The 14,361-nt window shown below is 60.7% G+C and carries 13 protein-coding genes; 8 read left to right on the top strand and 5 right to left on the bottom strand.

From position 1 onward, the window contains the following. The first annotated feature begins 181 nt into the window (after nt 1-181). The 3 genes from M0H32_RS18660 to M0H32_RS18650 all read left to right on the top strand — a co-directional run bounded on the left by M0H32_RS18660 (nt 182) and on the right by M0H32_RS18650 (nt 3,043). Complete coding sequence (locus M0H32_RS18660) at nt 182-1,669, top strand: leucyl aminopeptidase (RefSeq protein ID WP_248156636.1); 1,488 nt, start codon at nt 182-184, stop codon at nt 1,667-1,669. A 502-nt stretch (nt 1,670-2,171) separates the two neighbouring features. After that, entirely contained in the window at nt 2,172-2,624 is a 453-nt protein-coding gene (locus tag M0H32_RS18655; protein ID WP_248156635.1) for a DNA polymerase III subunit chi, read from the top strand. A gap of 26 nt (nt 2,625-2,650) precedes the next feature. Then, the gene (locus M0H32_RS18650) at nt 2,651-3,043 is read left to right on the top strand and encodes a rhodanese-like domain-containing protein (RefSeq protein WP_248156634.1); all 393 of its coding nucleotides are present in this window, start codon (nt 2,651-2,653) and stop codon (nt 3,041-3,043) included. A gap of 19 nt (nt 3,044-3,062) precedes the next feature. On the opposite strand, the gene M0H32_RS18645 is transcribed toward M0H32_RS18650, so the two are convergent. Beyond that, nucleotides 3,063-3,935: a hypothetical protein gene (locus M0H32_RS18645; RefSeq protein ID WP_248156633.1), complete on the bottom strand. Its 873-nt coding sequence runs from the start codon at nt 3,933-3,935 to the stop codon at nt 3,063-3,065. 814 nt (nt 3,936-4,749) lie between these two features. On the opposite strand from M0H32_RS18645, the gene M0H32_RS18640 reads away from it, so the two are divergent. Both M0H32_RS18640 and M0H32_RS18635 read left to right on the top strand, forming a co-directional pair. Further along, entirely contained in the window at nt 4,750-5,094 is a 345-nt protein-coding gene (locus tag M0H32_RS18640; protein WP_248156632.1) for a hypothetical protein, read from the top strand. 152 nt (nt 5,095-5,246) lie between these two features. After that, nucleotides 5,247-6,437: a glycoside hydrolase family 5 protein gene (locus M0H32_RS18635; RefSeq protein WP_248156630.1), complete on the top strand. Its 1,191-nt coding sequence runs from the start codon at nt 5,247-5,249 to the stop codon at nt 6,435-6,437. Between the two features lie 76 nt (nt 6,438-6,513). Here M0H32_RS18635 and M0H32_RS18630 read toward each other — a convergent pair whose 3' ends face one another. The 3 genes from M0H32_RS18630 to M0H32_RS18620 all read right to left on the bottom strand — a co-directional run bounded on the left by M0H32_RS18630 (nt 6,514) and on the right by M0H32_RS18620 (nt 10,205). After that, a complete protein-coding gene (locus M0H32_RS18630) occupies nt 6,514-7,212 on the bottom strand; it encodes an HAD family hydrolase (RefSeq protein ID WP_248156629.1) in 699 nt (232 codons plus the stop codon). Beyond that, nucleotides 7,212-9,098: an ABC-F family ATP-binding cassette domain-containing protein gene (locus M0H32_RS18625; protein WP_248156628.1), complete on the bottom strand. Its 1,887-nt coding sequence runs from the start codon at nt 9,096-9,098 to the stop codon at nt 7,212-7,214. The genes M0H32_RS18630 and M0H32_RS18625 overlap by 1 nt, the downstream gene beginning before the upstream one ends. Before the next feature lie 114 nt (nt 9,099-9,212). Continuing rightward, nucleotides 9,213-10,205, bottom strand: a complete 993-nt coding sequence (locus M0H32_RS18620) for an alpha/beta hydrolase family protein (RefSeq protein WP_248156627.1) — start codon at nt 10,203-10,205, stop codon at nt 9,213-9,215. A gap of 215 nt (nt 10,206-10,420) precedes the next feature. On the opposite strand from M0H32_RS18620, the gene M0H32_RS18615 reads away from it, so the two are divergent. Next, nucleotides 10,421-11,446: a helix-turn-helix transcriptional regulator gene (locus tag M0H32_RS18615; protein WP_248156626.1), complete on the top strand. Its 1,026-nt coding sequence runs from the start codon at nt 10,421-10,423 to the stop codon at nt 11,444-11,446. Here M0H32_RS18615 and M0H32_RS18610 read toward each other — a convergent pair. After that, nucleotides 11,431-12,321: a DUF4344 domain-containing metallopeptidase gene (locus tag M0H32_RS18610; RefSeq protein WP_248156625.1), complete on the bottom strand. Its 891-nt coding sequence runs from the start codon at nt 12,319-12,321 to the stop codon at nt 11,431-11,433. The genes M0H32_RS18615 and M0H32_RS18610 overlap by 16 nt on opposite strands. A 250-nt stretch (nt 12,322-12,571) precedes the next feature. On the opposite strand from M0H32_RS18610, the gene ndk reads away from it, so the two are divergent. Beyond that, nucleotides 12,572-12,994, top strand: coding sequence for a nucleoside-diphosphate kinase (ndk, locus tag M0H32_RS18605; protein ID WP_248156624.1), 423 nt, complete (start codon nt 12,572-12,574; stop codon nt 12,992-12,994). A 173-nt stretch (nt 12,995-13,167) separates the two neighbouring features. Next, the gene (locus M0H32_RS18600) at nt 13,168-14,295 is read left to right on the top strand and encodes a YHYH protein (RefSeq protein ID WP_248156623.1); all 1,128 of its coding nucleotides are present in this window, start codon (nt 13,168-13,170) and stop codon (nt 14,293-14,295) included. Nucleotides 14,296-14,361 lie beyond the last annotated feature (66 nt).

Genomic DNA, 14,361 nt, shown 5'->3' with positions numbered 1-14,361 from the left:
TGTGGTGAATGGCCCATGAATAAGAATGGTAAATATACATTAATTTTTGCCGCTCTTGCCGAAAAGCTGTTGAAACCCCATGATTTGGCGGAGAATCCGCAATCCATGGGATATGGCGCGATAACGCTCTACCGTTCTTCCGGGCCGTGCCCCAGACACCTCAAAACAACGAGACCGACGAATGACGAAACTTGCAAAAATTTCCTTTTCCAAAGCCGCGGCCCCCAAGGCCGGCATCTCGGTGATCCTGGCCGGGGAGGGGCTTGCCCTCGGCCCGATTGCGGAAGAGGCTGTGACCGGTCTCGAGGGTGGTTTGAAACGAGGCGCCGATATCGCCGGATTTTCCGGCAAGAAAAAGACATGTCTCGATCTGGTCGCGCCTGCGGGGCTCGGCCTGGACCGTCTTATCGTGTTCGGCATCGGCAAGCTGGAAGAGCTGACCAACGACGATTGGCGGGCCTTTGGCGGCGCGGTTCTGGCGGAGCTGCAAAAAGCCAGTGTGGAGACCGCAACGGTGGTCCTGGATGTTGCCGGCGTAACGGCTGAAGCCGCAGCCGAATTCGTTATGGGCGCCAAGCTGCGCGCCTATGCGTTCGATGCCTACAAGACCAAGAAGGACGGCGACAAGCCCAAGGACCTGAAGCTCAGTCTGGCCGTGGACGACGCGAAGGCGGCAAAGAAAGCCTGGAGCGTCGCCGAAGCGATTGCCGACGGGGTCATCCTAGCGCGGGATCTTGTCAATGAGCCGGCCAACGTGCTCGGTCCCGTCGAATTCGCCAAAAAGGCCAAGGATCTGGAAGCGCTCGGCGTCGAGGTCGAGATCCTCGGCGAAAAGGAAATGAAGAAGCTGAAGATGGCGGCGCTTCTCGGGGTCGCGCAAGGTTCCGTGCGTCCGCCGCAGCTTGCGATCATGCGCTGGAACGGCGGCAAGAAGGGTGTCGCGCCGGTCGCCCTGGTGGGCAAGGGTGTTGTGTTCGACACCGGCGGCATTTCCATCAAGCCGGCCGCGGGCATGGAGGAAATGAAGGGCGATATGGGCGGCGCAGCCGCTGTCGTCGGCGCCATGCACGCCATTGCCGGCCGCAAGGCCAAGGCCAATGTGGTCGGCGTCATCGGGCTGGTCGAAAACATGCCGGACGGCAACGCGCAGCGCCCGGGCGACATCGTCACGGCGATGTCGGGCACCACCATCGAGATCCTCAACACCGACGCGGAAGGCCGTCTCGTTCTGGCCGATGCGCTCTGGTACACCCAGCAGAAATACAAGCCCGCCATCATGATCGATCTGGCGACCCTGACCGGCGCGGTGCTGGTGGCCCTCGGCAATCTGAATGCGGGTCTTTTCTCGAACAATGACGATCTTGCCGGCAAGCTGCTGGCCTCGGCCAAGGCCAGCGGCGAACCGCTGTGGCGTCTGCCGCTCTCCAAGGACTATGACAAGATCATCGATACGCCCAATGCCGACGTGAAGAACACCGGTGGCCGCTGGGCGGGCTCGATCACCGCGGCGCAGTTCCTGCAGCGGTTCGCAAACGATGTGCCCTGGGCTCATCTGGACATTGCCGGCACCGCCTTCGGCGCTCCCAAGGACGACATCTGCCAGAGCTGGGCGTCCGGCTACGGTGTCCGGCTGCTTAATCAGCTGGTGGCCGATCACTACGAGGGATAAGGCCTCTCGTCACCACGCCGCCCTTTGAAGAGAGGGCGGCGTGCGCTCGCCGTTCTGCGATCAGGCAACAAAAAACCCGCCGTTTAGGCGGGTTTTCCGTGAATTCCATTTGCCGTGATCAGCAGGTCTTGTAGGTCTGGCAAGCAGTTGCCGGTTCGACCAGGAGCCCCATTCCCAGCGTGGCGCCCGCAACGACCGCCACCAATGCAAAAAACACAACCACACGCGCAAGCATACACAAATCCCCTTCAGGGCTGGGTCGGGAATACCGGTCACCAGCCGCCTCAAAATGATCCTTGGATCGTCCCCGGGAACGAACCCTAGTCAATCGACATTTTCGAAGGGTTAATGATACGAGTCTTATGGCGTGTCCATGACCGGTTTGCCGTTCGGGCAATTTGGCCACGCCGGTGTTGCACGGTTGCACCACATTCCGGCTGGCCTTTGGATAACCGGTGCAAATTGGGCGGGAAATTGAAATGAAACGTGGTGGCGGATCAAAATGAGCGTTGAAGTTGTCTTCTATCATTTGATGCACAAACCGCTGGAGGCGGCGTTGCCGCAGCTCCTGCAGAAATGCCTGGAACGGGACTGGAAGGTCGTGGTGCAAACCGGCTCGCAGGAACGCTGCAATGCCCTGGACGCGCATTTGTGGACCTTCGCCGACGACAGTTTTCTGCCCCACGGTACCAAGGCGGACGGCTATGCGGAGCACCAGCCGATCTATCTGACGCCGGAACAGGACAATCCCAACGAAGCCGATGTCAGATTTCTGGTGGACCGGGCCGCGCCGCCACCGCTCGGATCCTACAAACGCGCGATCTACATGTTTGACGGCAATGACGACAGTGCGGTTCAGGAAGCGCGCCAGCGCTGGAAGGACGCCAAGGCGGAAGGCTTCGAGATCGCCTATTGGCAACAGACGGAGGCAGGCGGCTGGGAGCGCAAGGCGTGACGGCAATCCGTTGACGGGAGGTAGACATGAAAAAACTGAAACTGAATTCAGCCGACATGGTCGCTCAGGCCAAGGCGCGGATCGAGGAAGTCGAGACCGCGGACGGCATCGGACTCGTCGACGACCCGAACGTGGTCTTTGTCGATCTGCGCGACATCCGTGAGCGTCAGAAGCTCGGTTTCATCCCGGGCAGCGTGCATTGTCCGCGCGGCATGATCGAATTCTGGGTCGATCCGGAAAGCCCCTATTTCAAGGAGGTCTTTGCCGAGGACAAGAAATTCATCTTCCACTGTGCCGCGGGCTGGCGTTCGGCCCTGACCGTCGCCATGCTCCAGGACATGGGCTTTGAAGCCGCCCATCTGAAAGACGGCTTTGCCGACTGGGTGAAAGAGGGCGGTCCGGTGGAAACCAAGGACTGACCGCCCTGGAGGTGATCTATCAGTTGGACGCGTCCGTCAGGCGAGGGTCTTCGTCGGTGGGGTCGCTGCCTTCGCCGGTGTCGGCGGTGTCTTCGTCATCGAGCGGTACGTCCCCACCGTCGTCGAGCGTCTCCGACGCTTCGCGGATCTCGTCGATCTTTCCATAATAGTCACCAACCCCGAGAATCTCCTTAGACCGTTCGAGAATTTCGTCGTCGATGTACTCGTCGCCATATTCGCGGATGCGATTTTCGTTGGCCATTTCGCGCAGTGCTTCTTCAAGTGCCTCGTCTGAGACGCTGTCCGCGAGTGGGCCAAGTTCCGCCTCTGCTTCGTTGAAGGCAACTTCGCTGGTTTTGTAGTCCGAGAAACTGTCATCTTCCAGCGCCGTGGCCAAAGCCGACCGTTCGGCCTCAAGCGCTTCAACGTCTTCCGGCGTCAGTGCGCTTTCGTCGATGGCGTTCAGCGCGTCGAGACGGGCTTCAAGATCGGCCGCCGTCGCTTCCCCGTAGGAGAAACCGTCGTCGTAGGCGGCGATGTCGCCGAGAAGCGCAGCGAAAATTTCACGGGTTGCGACGACGTCATCCCGCAGCGGCTGCAGGGCGAAAAGTCCATCTTCATAGGCCAGGGTATTCGCGATATAGGCCTGAATTCCGGCCAGGTGCGGCGACTTGGATCTTACAAGGGCGCGGTAATTGCGGCCGAGCGAATTGAGCCGGCCCATTTTCGCATTGAGGTTCTTTGGCTTGCCGATGGGGTTTGCCGACGGTGTAACGCCGACATCTTGAAGCGATGCCCGTTCTGCTTTGGGCAGACGATAACCGTTGCCATTGTTCTTCGAGCCGCGACTTGCACTCTGCCGAGTGGAAGCCTTGCCATTGCCGCCGAACACGGAATTCAGAAACCCGCCAAGGCCCTTGCCGTTGCCACGGTTGAAGAAGCCGGTGTCCTTTTTTCCGCCGCCTCGGTTGGAATTTCCGCTGTTGCCGTTTCCGCCAGACTTGCCGTTGCCTCCGCCCGCGTTCCCGCCGCTGTTTCCGTTCCCGTTTCCGTTCCCATTGCTATTGCCGTTTTTTGCAAAAGCCGTGTCGGAAGGGAAGAACGTACCCGGCAGATCCGGTGCCAGAGCGGGAAGGAGGCTAAGCGCCGCTGCGCCAAGCAGCAGAGTGGTGGTTCTCGCTAAGGGCATCGAAAATCCTTTGCCGGCCTGTTTGTAGTACTACTCGGACAGCACAAGGCCAGACGATGCTGGCCACCTCGTTTCATAGAGATTGGCGCCAAAACCCGAACGTGCTCTAAGGACAACACCTCAGAATTTAGTCAGTTCCAGAAAAGTCGAGAAATAATCCGGCGGCGCTTGAACCACGGCTGCAGATTAGGGAGCTTGTAACAAATCACTTTTTGACATGGCGTCAGTGGCCGAAGCAGGCCCTGACACCCTGTGGCTTGGCAGCGGCCATCCTCTGGCGCCGGGGATCCGTTTGGGCGCGCGGGTGGTGTAGTTGGCTTGGCATATCAACGGACACATTTTCTTCTGGAACTTTCCCCAATCAAGTACCGAACGTGCCCCAAATAGGCCTCAAAATTTTCTGCAAATGATTGATGTCAAAGCTACTTCCGGCGTGTCTTGAAATTGGCGGCCTTGTGGCTTTCTCTCACCAAAGGAGCGTGCGGGGTGCCTGAGATGGCATCGCACGAAGTCAATCATGAAAAGCAAACTCCTGGCAGCCAGTCTGCCGGCATTCTTTGTTGCTGCATCGGTCACGACAGCGTCGGCATTTGAAATTCAGGCCGACAGCATTCGGTCAGAGGACGGATCGCGTTTTCAATATAGCGACAACGTCGAAATCCGTTTCGCGCCTGATGAGGCATTCGAAATCTCCGCGGATGAAATTACGGAGCAGGACGGTATTGCTCGGTACTCCGGAAATGTGCGGATCACCTTTGCCGCCATGCGGTTTGAGACCGACACTGCCAGCCTGCGTCCTGACGCCGATGGGAGCCATCTGATCATGTCCGAAAACGCCGACATGACCATCGGGAAGCCGTAAGAAGGCCGTCCGCTGTTTCGGGATGTCATCAGCGGCAAGTGAGGGCGGCGGCCTTGGAACTGGCAGCAGACGATGCCTCTTTTTCCATCCTGGCCCTGATCTTTCCGGTCCCGGCCAGGACTTGTTATTTCAATCGCAGGAGCAATAAACACATGGCGAAATTGAGCCGCGCCGCGTTTCTTGGCGCCGTCCTGGGCCTGACACTTGCCGGCCCCGGCCAGGCCGCCGATCTGATCGGTTTCTGGGACAGTCAGCAAAAGGGCGCGAACAGCTTCAACGAGTTGACGCCCGGTGCCGACTATTTCCAGGCACTTGCCGCCACGGGCGCAACCTGGGTACGCCTGACCTTCAGCAAATGGCAGGGCGAAGGGCGGGACTTCCTGCTGGGAAATGCCGACAAGTATCAGGGATTGCCAGAAGAGGATGTTGAAAAACTGCGGAGAGCCCTGAACGCGGCCGATGCCGCCGGTTTGAAGGTCGTTATTGCACCGCTCAGTCTGCCCGGGGCGCGTTGGTCGCAACAGAACGATGGCACATTCGATGACCGGCTGTGGTCAGATCCATCCTTTGCCGATCAGGCGGTTCGCTTCTGGTCGGATATGGCCAAGGAATTCAAGGATCATCCGGCCATTGCCGCCTATAACATCGTCAACGAACCTGCGCCTGAAAAGACGACGGGCCTAGCCGAAAATGGGGCGATGGGTGACCTGATCGCGTGGCAGAAGGAGCATCAGGGCGGTCTCCGGGATCTGCCGGCATTCTACAATCGTGTGATTGCTGCCATCAGGGAACAGGACGCCTTGACACCCGTCATGGTCGATGGCGGCTTTTACGCCAATCCGCGTTCGCTGGCGGCCTGGCCGGATCGGCTGCCGGACGATCGGGTGCTCTATGCGTTCCACATGTATGAACCCTACGAGGCGACCAGCTCGGGCAACACGAAACGCGACGAGCCGTTTCGCTATCCGGGTGTCACCACGCTCTATGCCGGGGAAGAGCTCAGCTGGAGCCGCGAGGACGTTGCCGCTCATATTGGCAAGGCCTTCGACTGGGCCGAGGAACAGGGGCTCGCGGCGAGCCGCGTTGTTGCCAGTGAATTCGGTTGCATGCGACGCTGGCTGGATTGCGGCAGTTACCTCAAGGACGTCATTGACGCTGTCGATGCCCGCGGCGGCCATTGGGCGTTCTATGCATTCCGCGAGGAATGGGAAGGCATGGACTACGAGCTGCCGCTGTCTTTGAAACCGGGCCGCTTCTATTGGATGATGGAGGAGGGCAAGAGCACGGACATTCCGCGCAACGGCAGGCTGATGGATATTCTGAAAGAGGAGCTGAACGGATAGCTGATGACCCCTTGGGTGTATCCAGCCGCAAAGAGAAAGGGTGGGCGCGAAAGCCCGCCTTTCCGGAGACTGTTTTTCAGCTCAGCCGGGCCAGAAGCTGCGGCACCTTGCCGATATTGTCCAGCCGGTAAAAGCGCTCATGGCCGCGCGGTTCGTCGGCTTCTTCCAGGGCCCAGGTGACATCGTAGGACACATGGGCGCCAAAGGCGCCGGCATCGAGCGCTGGGACGATATCGGATTTCAGGGAATTGCCGATCATCAGGGCCTCCGTGGCGCCCGTGCCGTGACGCGAAAACAGCGTCCGGTAGGTGTCGTCGGTCTTTTCCGAAACGATTTCGATGACATCGAAATAGACGTCAAGTCCTGAGGCGGTCACCTTGCGCTCCTGGTCGAACAGGTCGCCCTTGGTGATCAAGACCAGTTTATAGTTCTTTTTGACCGCCTTCAGCGTCTCTTCCACATGTGGCAAAGGTTCGACTGGGTGGCGCATCATGTCGCGACCGGCTTCCAGGATCTCGGCGATCACATCGGCGGGCACCTGGCGATCGGTCACCTCGATGGCGGTCTCGATCATCGACAGGGTGAAGCCCTTCACGCCGTAGCCATAATGCAGGACGTTGCGCCGCTCGGCCGCCAGAAGCCGTTCGGACAAGTGGGCTTTCTCCGTATAGTCGGCCAGCAGCTCGGCGAAGCGGTCTTCGGTCAGGCGGAAGACACGCTCATTGTGCCAGAGCGTGTCGTCGGCATCGAATCCGAGCGTGGTGATCTTGGTCATCAGGATGCCTCTTCGAATTCGGCTGAAAGCTCCAGCCATTCCTCTTCGGTCTTGACCAGCTTCTTTTCGCAAAAGGCCCGTTCCTTGGCGAATTTGGTCGCCCGGTCCGGTTCCTTTGCAAAGAATTCCGGGTCGGCCAGGGCTTCATCCAGCTTGCCGATCTTGTCCTGCAGCCGGGTCATTTCCTTTTCCGCCGCGTCGATCTTCTGTTTCAACGGTTTCAGCTGGCTGCGCTTCTGGGCGGCCTCCCGCCGTTTCTCCTGCGCCGAGGCCTTCTCGGCTTCCTCGGCGTCCGCCCTGTCACGGGCCTTCTGCGCGGCTTCCGGCCCCTGCAGGATCAGGCGGCGGTAATCCTCCATGTCGCCGTCGTAAGGCGCGACCTTGCCGTCGGCGACCAGCCACAGCCGGTCCGCGCAGGCCTCGACCAGGTGGCGGTCGTGGCTGATCAGCACCACAGCACCCTGGAACTCGTTCAGCGCCATAACCAGCGCCTCGCGGCTGTCGATATCGAGATGGTTGGTCGGCTCATCAAGGATGAGAAGATGCGGGCCGTCAAAGGTCGCAAGCCCCAGAAGCAGGCGTGCCTTTTCGCCTCCCGAGAGATCCTTTGCAGGCGTATCCATCCGGTCGGTCGGCAGACCCATGCGGGCAACGCGCGCGCGCACCTTGGCTTCCGGCGCATCCGGCATCAGCGCGCGGACATGGGCAACGGCGTTTTCGGCCGGCTTCAGTTCGTCCAGCTGGTGCTGGGCGAAAAACGCGATCTTCAGCTTGGCGGCCTTGGAGATCTCGCCGTCCATGGCATCGAGGCGCCCGGAAATCAGTTTGGCGAAGGTCGACTTGCCGTTGCCGTTGGCCCCGAGCAGGGCGATCCGGTCGTCGGTGTCGATGTTGAGCGTCAGGCGCGACAGGATCTTGGTGTCGCCATAGCCCGTGGAAACGCCCTCAAGCTTCAGGATCGGCGGCGCCAGCTGAACCTCCGGATCCGGAAAATGAATCGGCCGGCTGCTTTCGTCGGTCAGCGCCGCGATCGGCTGCATCTTTTCCAGCATCTTCAATCGCGACTGGGCCTGACGGGCCTTGCTCGCCTTGTAACGGAAGCGATCGACAAAGGCCTGCATGTGCTTGCGCTGGGCGTCCTGTTTCTCCTTGGCTTTCTCGGCGAGGATCATGGCCTCGCGCCGCTGCCGGTCGAAACTGTCATAGCCACCGGAATAATAGGTCAGCTTGCCGCGATCCAGATGGACGATGCTGTCGACCGCCTTGTTCAGCAAGTCCCGGTCGTGGGAAATCAGCAGCACCTGATGCGGATAGCGTGCGACATAGTTTTCCAGCCAGAGCGTGCCTTCCAGATCCAGATAGTTGGTCGGCTCGTCGAGGAGAAGCAAATCCGGCTCGGCAAACAGCACGGCGGCAAGGGCGACACGCATGCGCCAGCCGCCGGAGAAGGACGAGCAGGGCCGCTGCTGTGCCGCTGCATCAAACCCGAGTCCCGACAGGATCGCGCCGGCCCGGGCTTCCGCGGTATGCGCACCGATATCGGCAAGACGCGTGTGGATCTCCGCAATGCGCACCGGATCTGTTTCGGTTTCGGCCTCGGCCATAAGACGGCTGCGCTCGGTGTCGGCGGCCAGCACCACTTCCATCAGCGTCTCTTCCGTGCCCGGCGCTTCCTGGGCGACCTGGCCGATGCGGGCGCGTTTCGGGATCCGCACACCACCGGTTTCGGTGGAGAGATCCCCGGTGATGATCTTGAAGAGGGTCGATTTGCCGGCGCCATTGCGGCCCACCAGCCCGGTCTTGGCCTTGCCGGGCAGGGTCACATTGGCTTTGTCGATCAGGAGGCGGTCCCCGATCCGGTACGTGAGGTCATTGATCTGCAACATGGGCGGGATGTTTGGCGAAGCCGCTTCAAGGATGCAAGCGGAAACAGGCCAAAAAGCACGTTCGGGCGGCGGGCTGTGGCATCGCTGCACAGTTTGAGCCCGCCGCGCCCTGCCTCAAGTCTTCAGGAAGGCCAGGATCTCCGAGAGAATGCGTCGGTGCTGCTCCATCCGTTCCGCGTTGCCCTTGATGCAGACGATCTCGTCGCCAGGCTCATGCTCTTCCAGGATAGCAAAACCTTCCGGCTTGCAGACACCCATGAAATCGAAATGACCGGCATCGTCCAGTTCCACATGGCGGACCTTGTCGCCCGGTAGTGCGGCGGCCAGCGCGCGCGACTCGGCCTCCTGGTCGAGCATGTCGGCGCGCCCGGACCCTAGCACAAGAACCGGGATGTCGATGGCGCCGAGACTGTCGCGGGACAGGACCGGCGTTCCGCCGAGATCCAGGCTGATGACCTTGGCCAGGCGTGGGTCCCTACGGGACGTCGCCATCTCGATCCGGTCGCCATCCGTTTTCGCGATGGACCACCCGGTTAGCACCTGGCAGGCAACTGGCAGATCCTCGCTCGCACACACACGCTCATACCGGCCAGGTTCGAATTCGGCGCCGGCTAGAAGCATCACGGTGAAGCCGCCGAGGGAATGCCCGGCCGCGTAGATCCTTTCGCGATCGATCCTGTCCTTGTAAACGCTCTCCTCGGTCAGAAAACTGATCAGGCGGGAAAGATCTATTGGCCGGTCCCAGAGCTGACGGGTCTGATCGGGATCGCGAAGGAACGTGCTGCTGCCCGGGTGATTGACCATGGCGACGACAAAACCGCGCCGGGCAAGCGCCGAGCCAAGCCAGGCCTGATTAAGCGTGTTGCCATACATCCCGTGCGAGACGACAACGAGCGGAAAGACTCCGTCCGCGGGCACTCCGTCCTGATCGGCCGGCGCCATCTTCCAGACCTTGCTCTTGTCCGCTATGGCATACTGGTCAGGCGTCGCGGTCGGATACCAGATGTCGCCTCCCAGCGGCCGGTCCCTGCGGGCATCCTCGATCGTTATATTCGCAACGCCGGGGCCGAAGGGCGGGGCGTCGCCGGCCTGAGCGCCGGTTGTCAAGAGGACGCTTCCTCCAAGAGACAGTGCCAGACGTCGCAGGCGCTTTTGTCGAAAGAGAGAAGATAGGAAAGGGATCATGAGGGCTCCAATGCGGTTGCAGGTGTCCCTGAGATGCGCGGCAGCCGGGCTGTTGACAATTGCCGGAGAGGCGCTGTCCTGTCCTCAAACGTGATAAAGGACAGAAGTATCAAGTCACTTGACCGAATGAGCCCGCGATGATCAGCATTCCGGTGTCCTTCCTGCTCGCAGCCCTCTTTTCCGCCTTGGCGCTGGCGGCATTTGCCTGGCGGTCCCTGCCGCTGCAGGCGCGCGGAATGTTTGCCGCTTTGTTTTGCCTGATGGCGCTGGAGGCGAGCCTGGTCGGAATGCGCTTTGCCTATGGGCATTTCGAATTTCTCGCACTTCAGCGGGTGCTGCCCGTCTGGGTGGCGCCGGGTGTCTATCTGGCCTTTTGTGCATTGACGGGACCCGCGGCGACATTCAGGCGCCGGATCCTGTTTCACGGCTTGATTGCCCTTGCCGTGACCGTGGCCATGGCCATGCCGGTTCGTATTGTGGGCTATATCGATGCCCTGATCGCCGGCAGTTACATGATCTACACGCTGGCTCTGATCCGGCTGTGGCTGGAAGGCGCCGACCGGTTTTCCGAGGCGCCGACCGCGCTGGGCGGCTTGTTGCACCGGTTGCTTCTGCTTGCCATCTTCGCGATGGCGGCGACGCTCTTTGTCGATGTCTGGATCGCTTTGCTGTTTGCCCAGGCCCGTCAGGATGCCGCCGCGCGCGCGGTCTCCGTGGCCAGCCTGTTGTTTCTCGTTGCCGCCATCATTCTCGTCCTGCTGTCGTTGCGTTCACGACGGACAAAACGGTCCGGAGCCAAGTCCGCCGCCGTGGCCGATGGAGAGAAGGGGGCGCTGGTCGAGACCGCCAGACACCTGCTGATCGGCCAGGGTCTCTTCAGGGATCCGGGTCTGACGTTGACGCGGCTTGCGCGACGCGCCGGCGTACCGGACAGGGACTTGTCCCGCGCGATCAACTCGGAGACCGGCATGAGTGTCAGCCAGTTCGTCAACCAGGTTCGGCTGGAGGAGGCGGCCCGGCTGCTTAAGACAACGGACGCGCCGGTGACGCGCATTCAGGAAGAGGTCGGCTTTCTAACGCGGTCGAATTTCTACCGGGAATTCCAGAAGGCCTACGGGGCGGCGCCGGGCGCATTCCGCAAGAGGGCTCACTCGCCGTCCTGATTTTCCGCCGGTAAGCTCAGAAAAATATCCGCAAAGCCGCCGAGCAGCTCGTGGCAGAGCACCACCTCCCGCTTGTCCGGATCCCAGAAGGCGTTTTCCATGCCGCAGGTCGTGGCCCGGAACGTCACCTCTTCGGGCAGCTCGTAAAAGGTATCGAGCTCTTCCGCGACGAGTTCCATCAGGGCGCTTTCCTTCAGGAACAGTGCCACGGCCTCCAGGCCTTCCGGCGCCGGGTCATGCACGACCTTGATCTTGCCGCCGGGCGTGCCGTTTTCCCTCAGGAAGGGTTCGGTGACGAATTCCCAGGACGCAGCGGCCTGGTCGTAATCGAAGCCGCAGGTCTCGATACGCTCTTCCGGCAGGTCCAGTTCCTTGGCCAGATCGACAAAGGCATCTTCATCGGCGCCGACCATCAGGCACAGCATGGTGTAGCCGCGCTGTTTGTCGAGATCGTGCTCGTCGTAGAAGATCAGGTCCTCATAGGCCTCATCCGCGATCAGGAACCAGCCATACATCGCCTGGGTGAGGTAGGTATCCATGTCGTCGCTGTCGGCGTCCAGCATGGAAAGGGTCGCGAGATTGTCGACAGCGTCCTCTTCCTGAGCGAGCACGGGCAGGCCCAGTTCTGAAATGAGCATGTGGCCGCCCTCGTGATAGAGCGTGAACAGCGCGTTGCCGGCAACAAAAACAAACAGTTCTTCAAGCTCGTCACGCGAAAGCTTCGCAAGGTCCTCGTCAACCGTCGTCATTGTCTCTTGTTGATCGCCGCTATCGGTGCTTGCTGCATGAGCGGCGACAGAGCCCGAAAGGCCGACCAAAAGGGTCACGGCGGCGGCACTGACCAATGAGGGCAACTTCGCGAAGACTTGCTGCATTATCTGTTCTCTTGAGAGTGGCTGAGCATGGTGAAACCACGGCCAACGAGCACCTTTTTCCTGAACTCTAGGCATCGTTCCGGGAAATGGCCAGCGGGGAAAGCGGCGGAAGCAAGGTTCTTGACATCAAATTGTCATGCCGGCGCCCCCTTGCGGGTCAGGCAAGGCCCCGTTATTAAGGCCGCGAAATTTGTGAAATTCCGAGACCGGCACTCCGCCGCTCCACACATGAAACGAGAAAGACGAAACCATGGCGATTGAACGCACGTTTTCCATGATCAAGCCGGACGCCACCAAGCGCAACCTGACCGGCGCCATCACCGCAAAGCTGGAAGAAGCCGGCCTGCGCGTGGTTGCTTCCCGACGCGTATGGATGTCCCTGCGTGAAGCCGAGGCTTTCTACGCGGTCCACAAAGAGCGCCCGTTCTTTGGCGAACTGACCGAATTCATGTCTTCCGGTCCGACCGTTGTTCAGGTCCTGGAAGGCGAAGACGCCATTGCCAAGAACCGTGAAGTCATGGGCGCCACCAACCCGGCCGAAGCCGCTGAAGGCACCATCCGCAAGGAATTCGCTTTGTCCATCGGCGAAAATTCCGTGCACGGTTCCGACGCTCCGGAAACGGCCGCTCAGGAAATCGCTTTCTGGTTCTCCGGAACCGAAATCGTCGGCTAATCCGCCGTATGATCCGACCTTGGAAAAGCCGGTCCCTCGGGGCCGGCTTTTCTTATTGTTTCCGGGAAACCTTCCTGACACAGTCCGATACAACTTCATGAAATTGCGTGACAGCGTTCCAGCGCAAATCCCTTCATACTGACACTGTTGGGCGAGAGGATTTGGAGGAATGAATGCGTTTATGTCTCGCGCTGGCCGGCGCGCTGATCGCGTTTCCGGCGGCGGCTCACGACAGCACGCTGCCACTTGGCGGTGAAGAGCCGCTTGAGCACACACATATCGGCGAGGAGATCTGGGATCTGTTGCTGCCATCCGCGGAAGCTTCCGCGGATATTTCGGTTGAAGGCAGCTACCGCCGGATCCATGCCGATGGCTACCCGATCAAGCCTCCGGGAAAATTTCCCAACCGCAACAATCCGCACAGCATTTCCAGGAAGAACTACAATCTGAAGGTCCCGGTCAAGCCGCGTAAAAACGGCAGGGCGACCGATGCCCAGGGGTCGGTCTTCGGCATTGCGATCAATGGCGTGGTCATGGATCCGGGTACGGCCGAATTCTGGCAGAACAACCGGCGCTCCGGCTGGAACTACGAGGCACTGGGAGGGGCCTGCAAACTCGGGCTCGACCGGTACAACGCCCATGTCCAGCCGAACGGGACCTACCACTATCACGGCATCCCGACCGGTGTGCTGGCCGCTGAAGGCGGCAATGCGGTGCCCGCTCTGATCGGCTTTGCAGCGGACGGATTTCCGATCTACGGCCCCTATGGCTATTCCGATCCGACCGGCAAATCCGCGATGCGCAAGCTCAAAAGCAGCTACCGGGTAAAACAGGGCACGCGCCCCGGTGGGCCAGGCGGCCGCTACAACGGCAAATTCACTCAGGACTGGGCCTTTGTCGCCGGCGCGGGGGACCTCGATCAGTGCAACGGCCGCTTTGCCGCGACGCCCGAATACCCGGACGGCACCTATCACTATGTGCTCACCGACACGTTCCCCTTCATCCCACGCTGCTGGATGGGCAGCCCGGACAAAAGCTTCATGCGCCTGAAGGGACCCGGCATGCGCGGCGACCTGGATGAGACAGGCTCCGAGGCAACCGTCGATTTTGCCACGCTGACGGACAATAGCGATGTCGCGGTAACGCTTGTTCAGGCCCAGGGTGGACACCCGCCGCGCTTTCTGCCGGGAGGCCGACCGCCGCCACCGGGCGCGGGACGCGGCCAGCGTCGCGGTCCCCCGCCGGGAGGCCAGCCTCCGGGAGGTGGACGGACTGGTGGCGGCCCTTGCAGCGGCAGCTGAATGACTATCAACCCGATTGTCGCGGTGACAGGGAGGCGCTTGACGGCGCCTCTTTTTGTTTTTCAT

The sequence above is a fragment of the Roseibium sediminicola genome (genome assembly GCF_023156505.1).
Lineage (GTDB): Bacteria > Pseudomonadota > Alphaproteobacteria > Rhizobiales > Stappiaceae > Roseibium > Roseibium sediminicola.
Note: the sequence above shows the minus strand (reverse complement) of the source record. Positions and strands in the feature narration are given on the sequence as shown.

Excerpts from the sequence above, each read along its gene's own strand:
- M0H32_RS18600 (WP_248156623.1), top strand. The coding sequence starts at position 13,168 with ATGCGTTTATGTCTCGCGCTGGCCGGCGCGCTGATCGCGTTTCCGGCG.
- M0H32_RS18640 (WP_248156632.1), top strand. The coding sequence starts at position 4,750 with ATGAAAAGCAAACTCCTGGCAGCCAGTCTGCCGGCATTCTTTGTTGCT.
- ndk (WP_248156624.1), top strand. The coding sequence starts at position 12,572 with ATGGCGATTGAACGCACGTTTTCCATGATCAAGCCGGACGCCACCAAG.
- M0H32_RS18630 (WP_248156629.1), bottom strand. The coding sequence starts at position 7,212 with ATGACCAAGATCACCACGCTCGGATTCGATGCCGACGACACGCTCTGG.
- M0H32_RS18650 (WP_248156634.1), top strand. The coding sequence starts at position 2,651 with ATGAAAAAACTGAAACTGAATTCAGCCGACATGGTCGCTCAGGCCAAG.
- M0H32_RS18660 (WP_248156636.1), top strand. The coding sequence starts at position 182 with ATGACGAAACTTGCAAAAATTTCCTTTTCCAAAGCCGCGGCCCCCAAG.
- M0H32_RS18625 (WP_248156628.1), bottom strand. The coding sequence starts at position 9,098 with ATGTTGCAGATCAATGACCTCACGTACCGGATCGGGGACCGCCTCCTG.
- M0H32_RS18615 (WP_248156626.1), top strand. The coding sequence starts at position 10,421 with ATGATCAGCATTCCGGTGTCCTTCCTGCTCGCAGCCCTCTTTTCCGCC.
- M0H32_RS18610 (WP_248156625.1), bottom strand. The coding sequence starts at position 12,321 with ATGCAGCAAGTCTTCGCGAAGTTGCCCTCATTGGTCAGTGCCGCCGCC.
- M0H32_RS18655 (WP_248156635.1), top strand. The coding sequence starts at position 2,172 with ATGAGCGTTGAAGTTGTCTTCTATCATTTGATGCACAAACCGCTGGAG.
- M0H32_RS18635 (WP_248156630.1), top strand. The coding sequence starts at position 5,247 with ATGGCGAAATTGAGCCGCGCCGCGTTTCTTGGCGCCGTCCTGGGCCTG.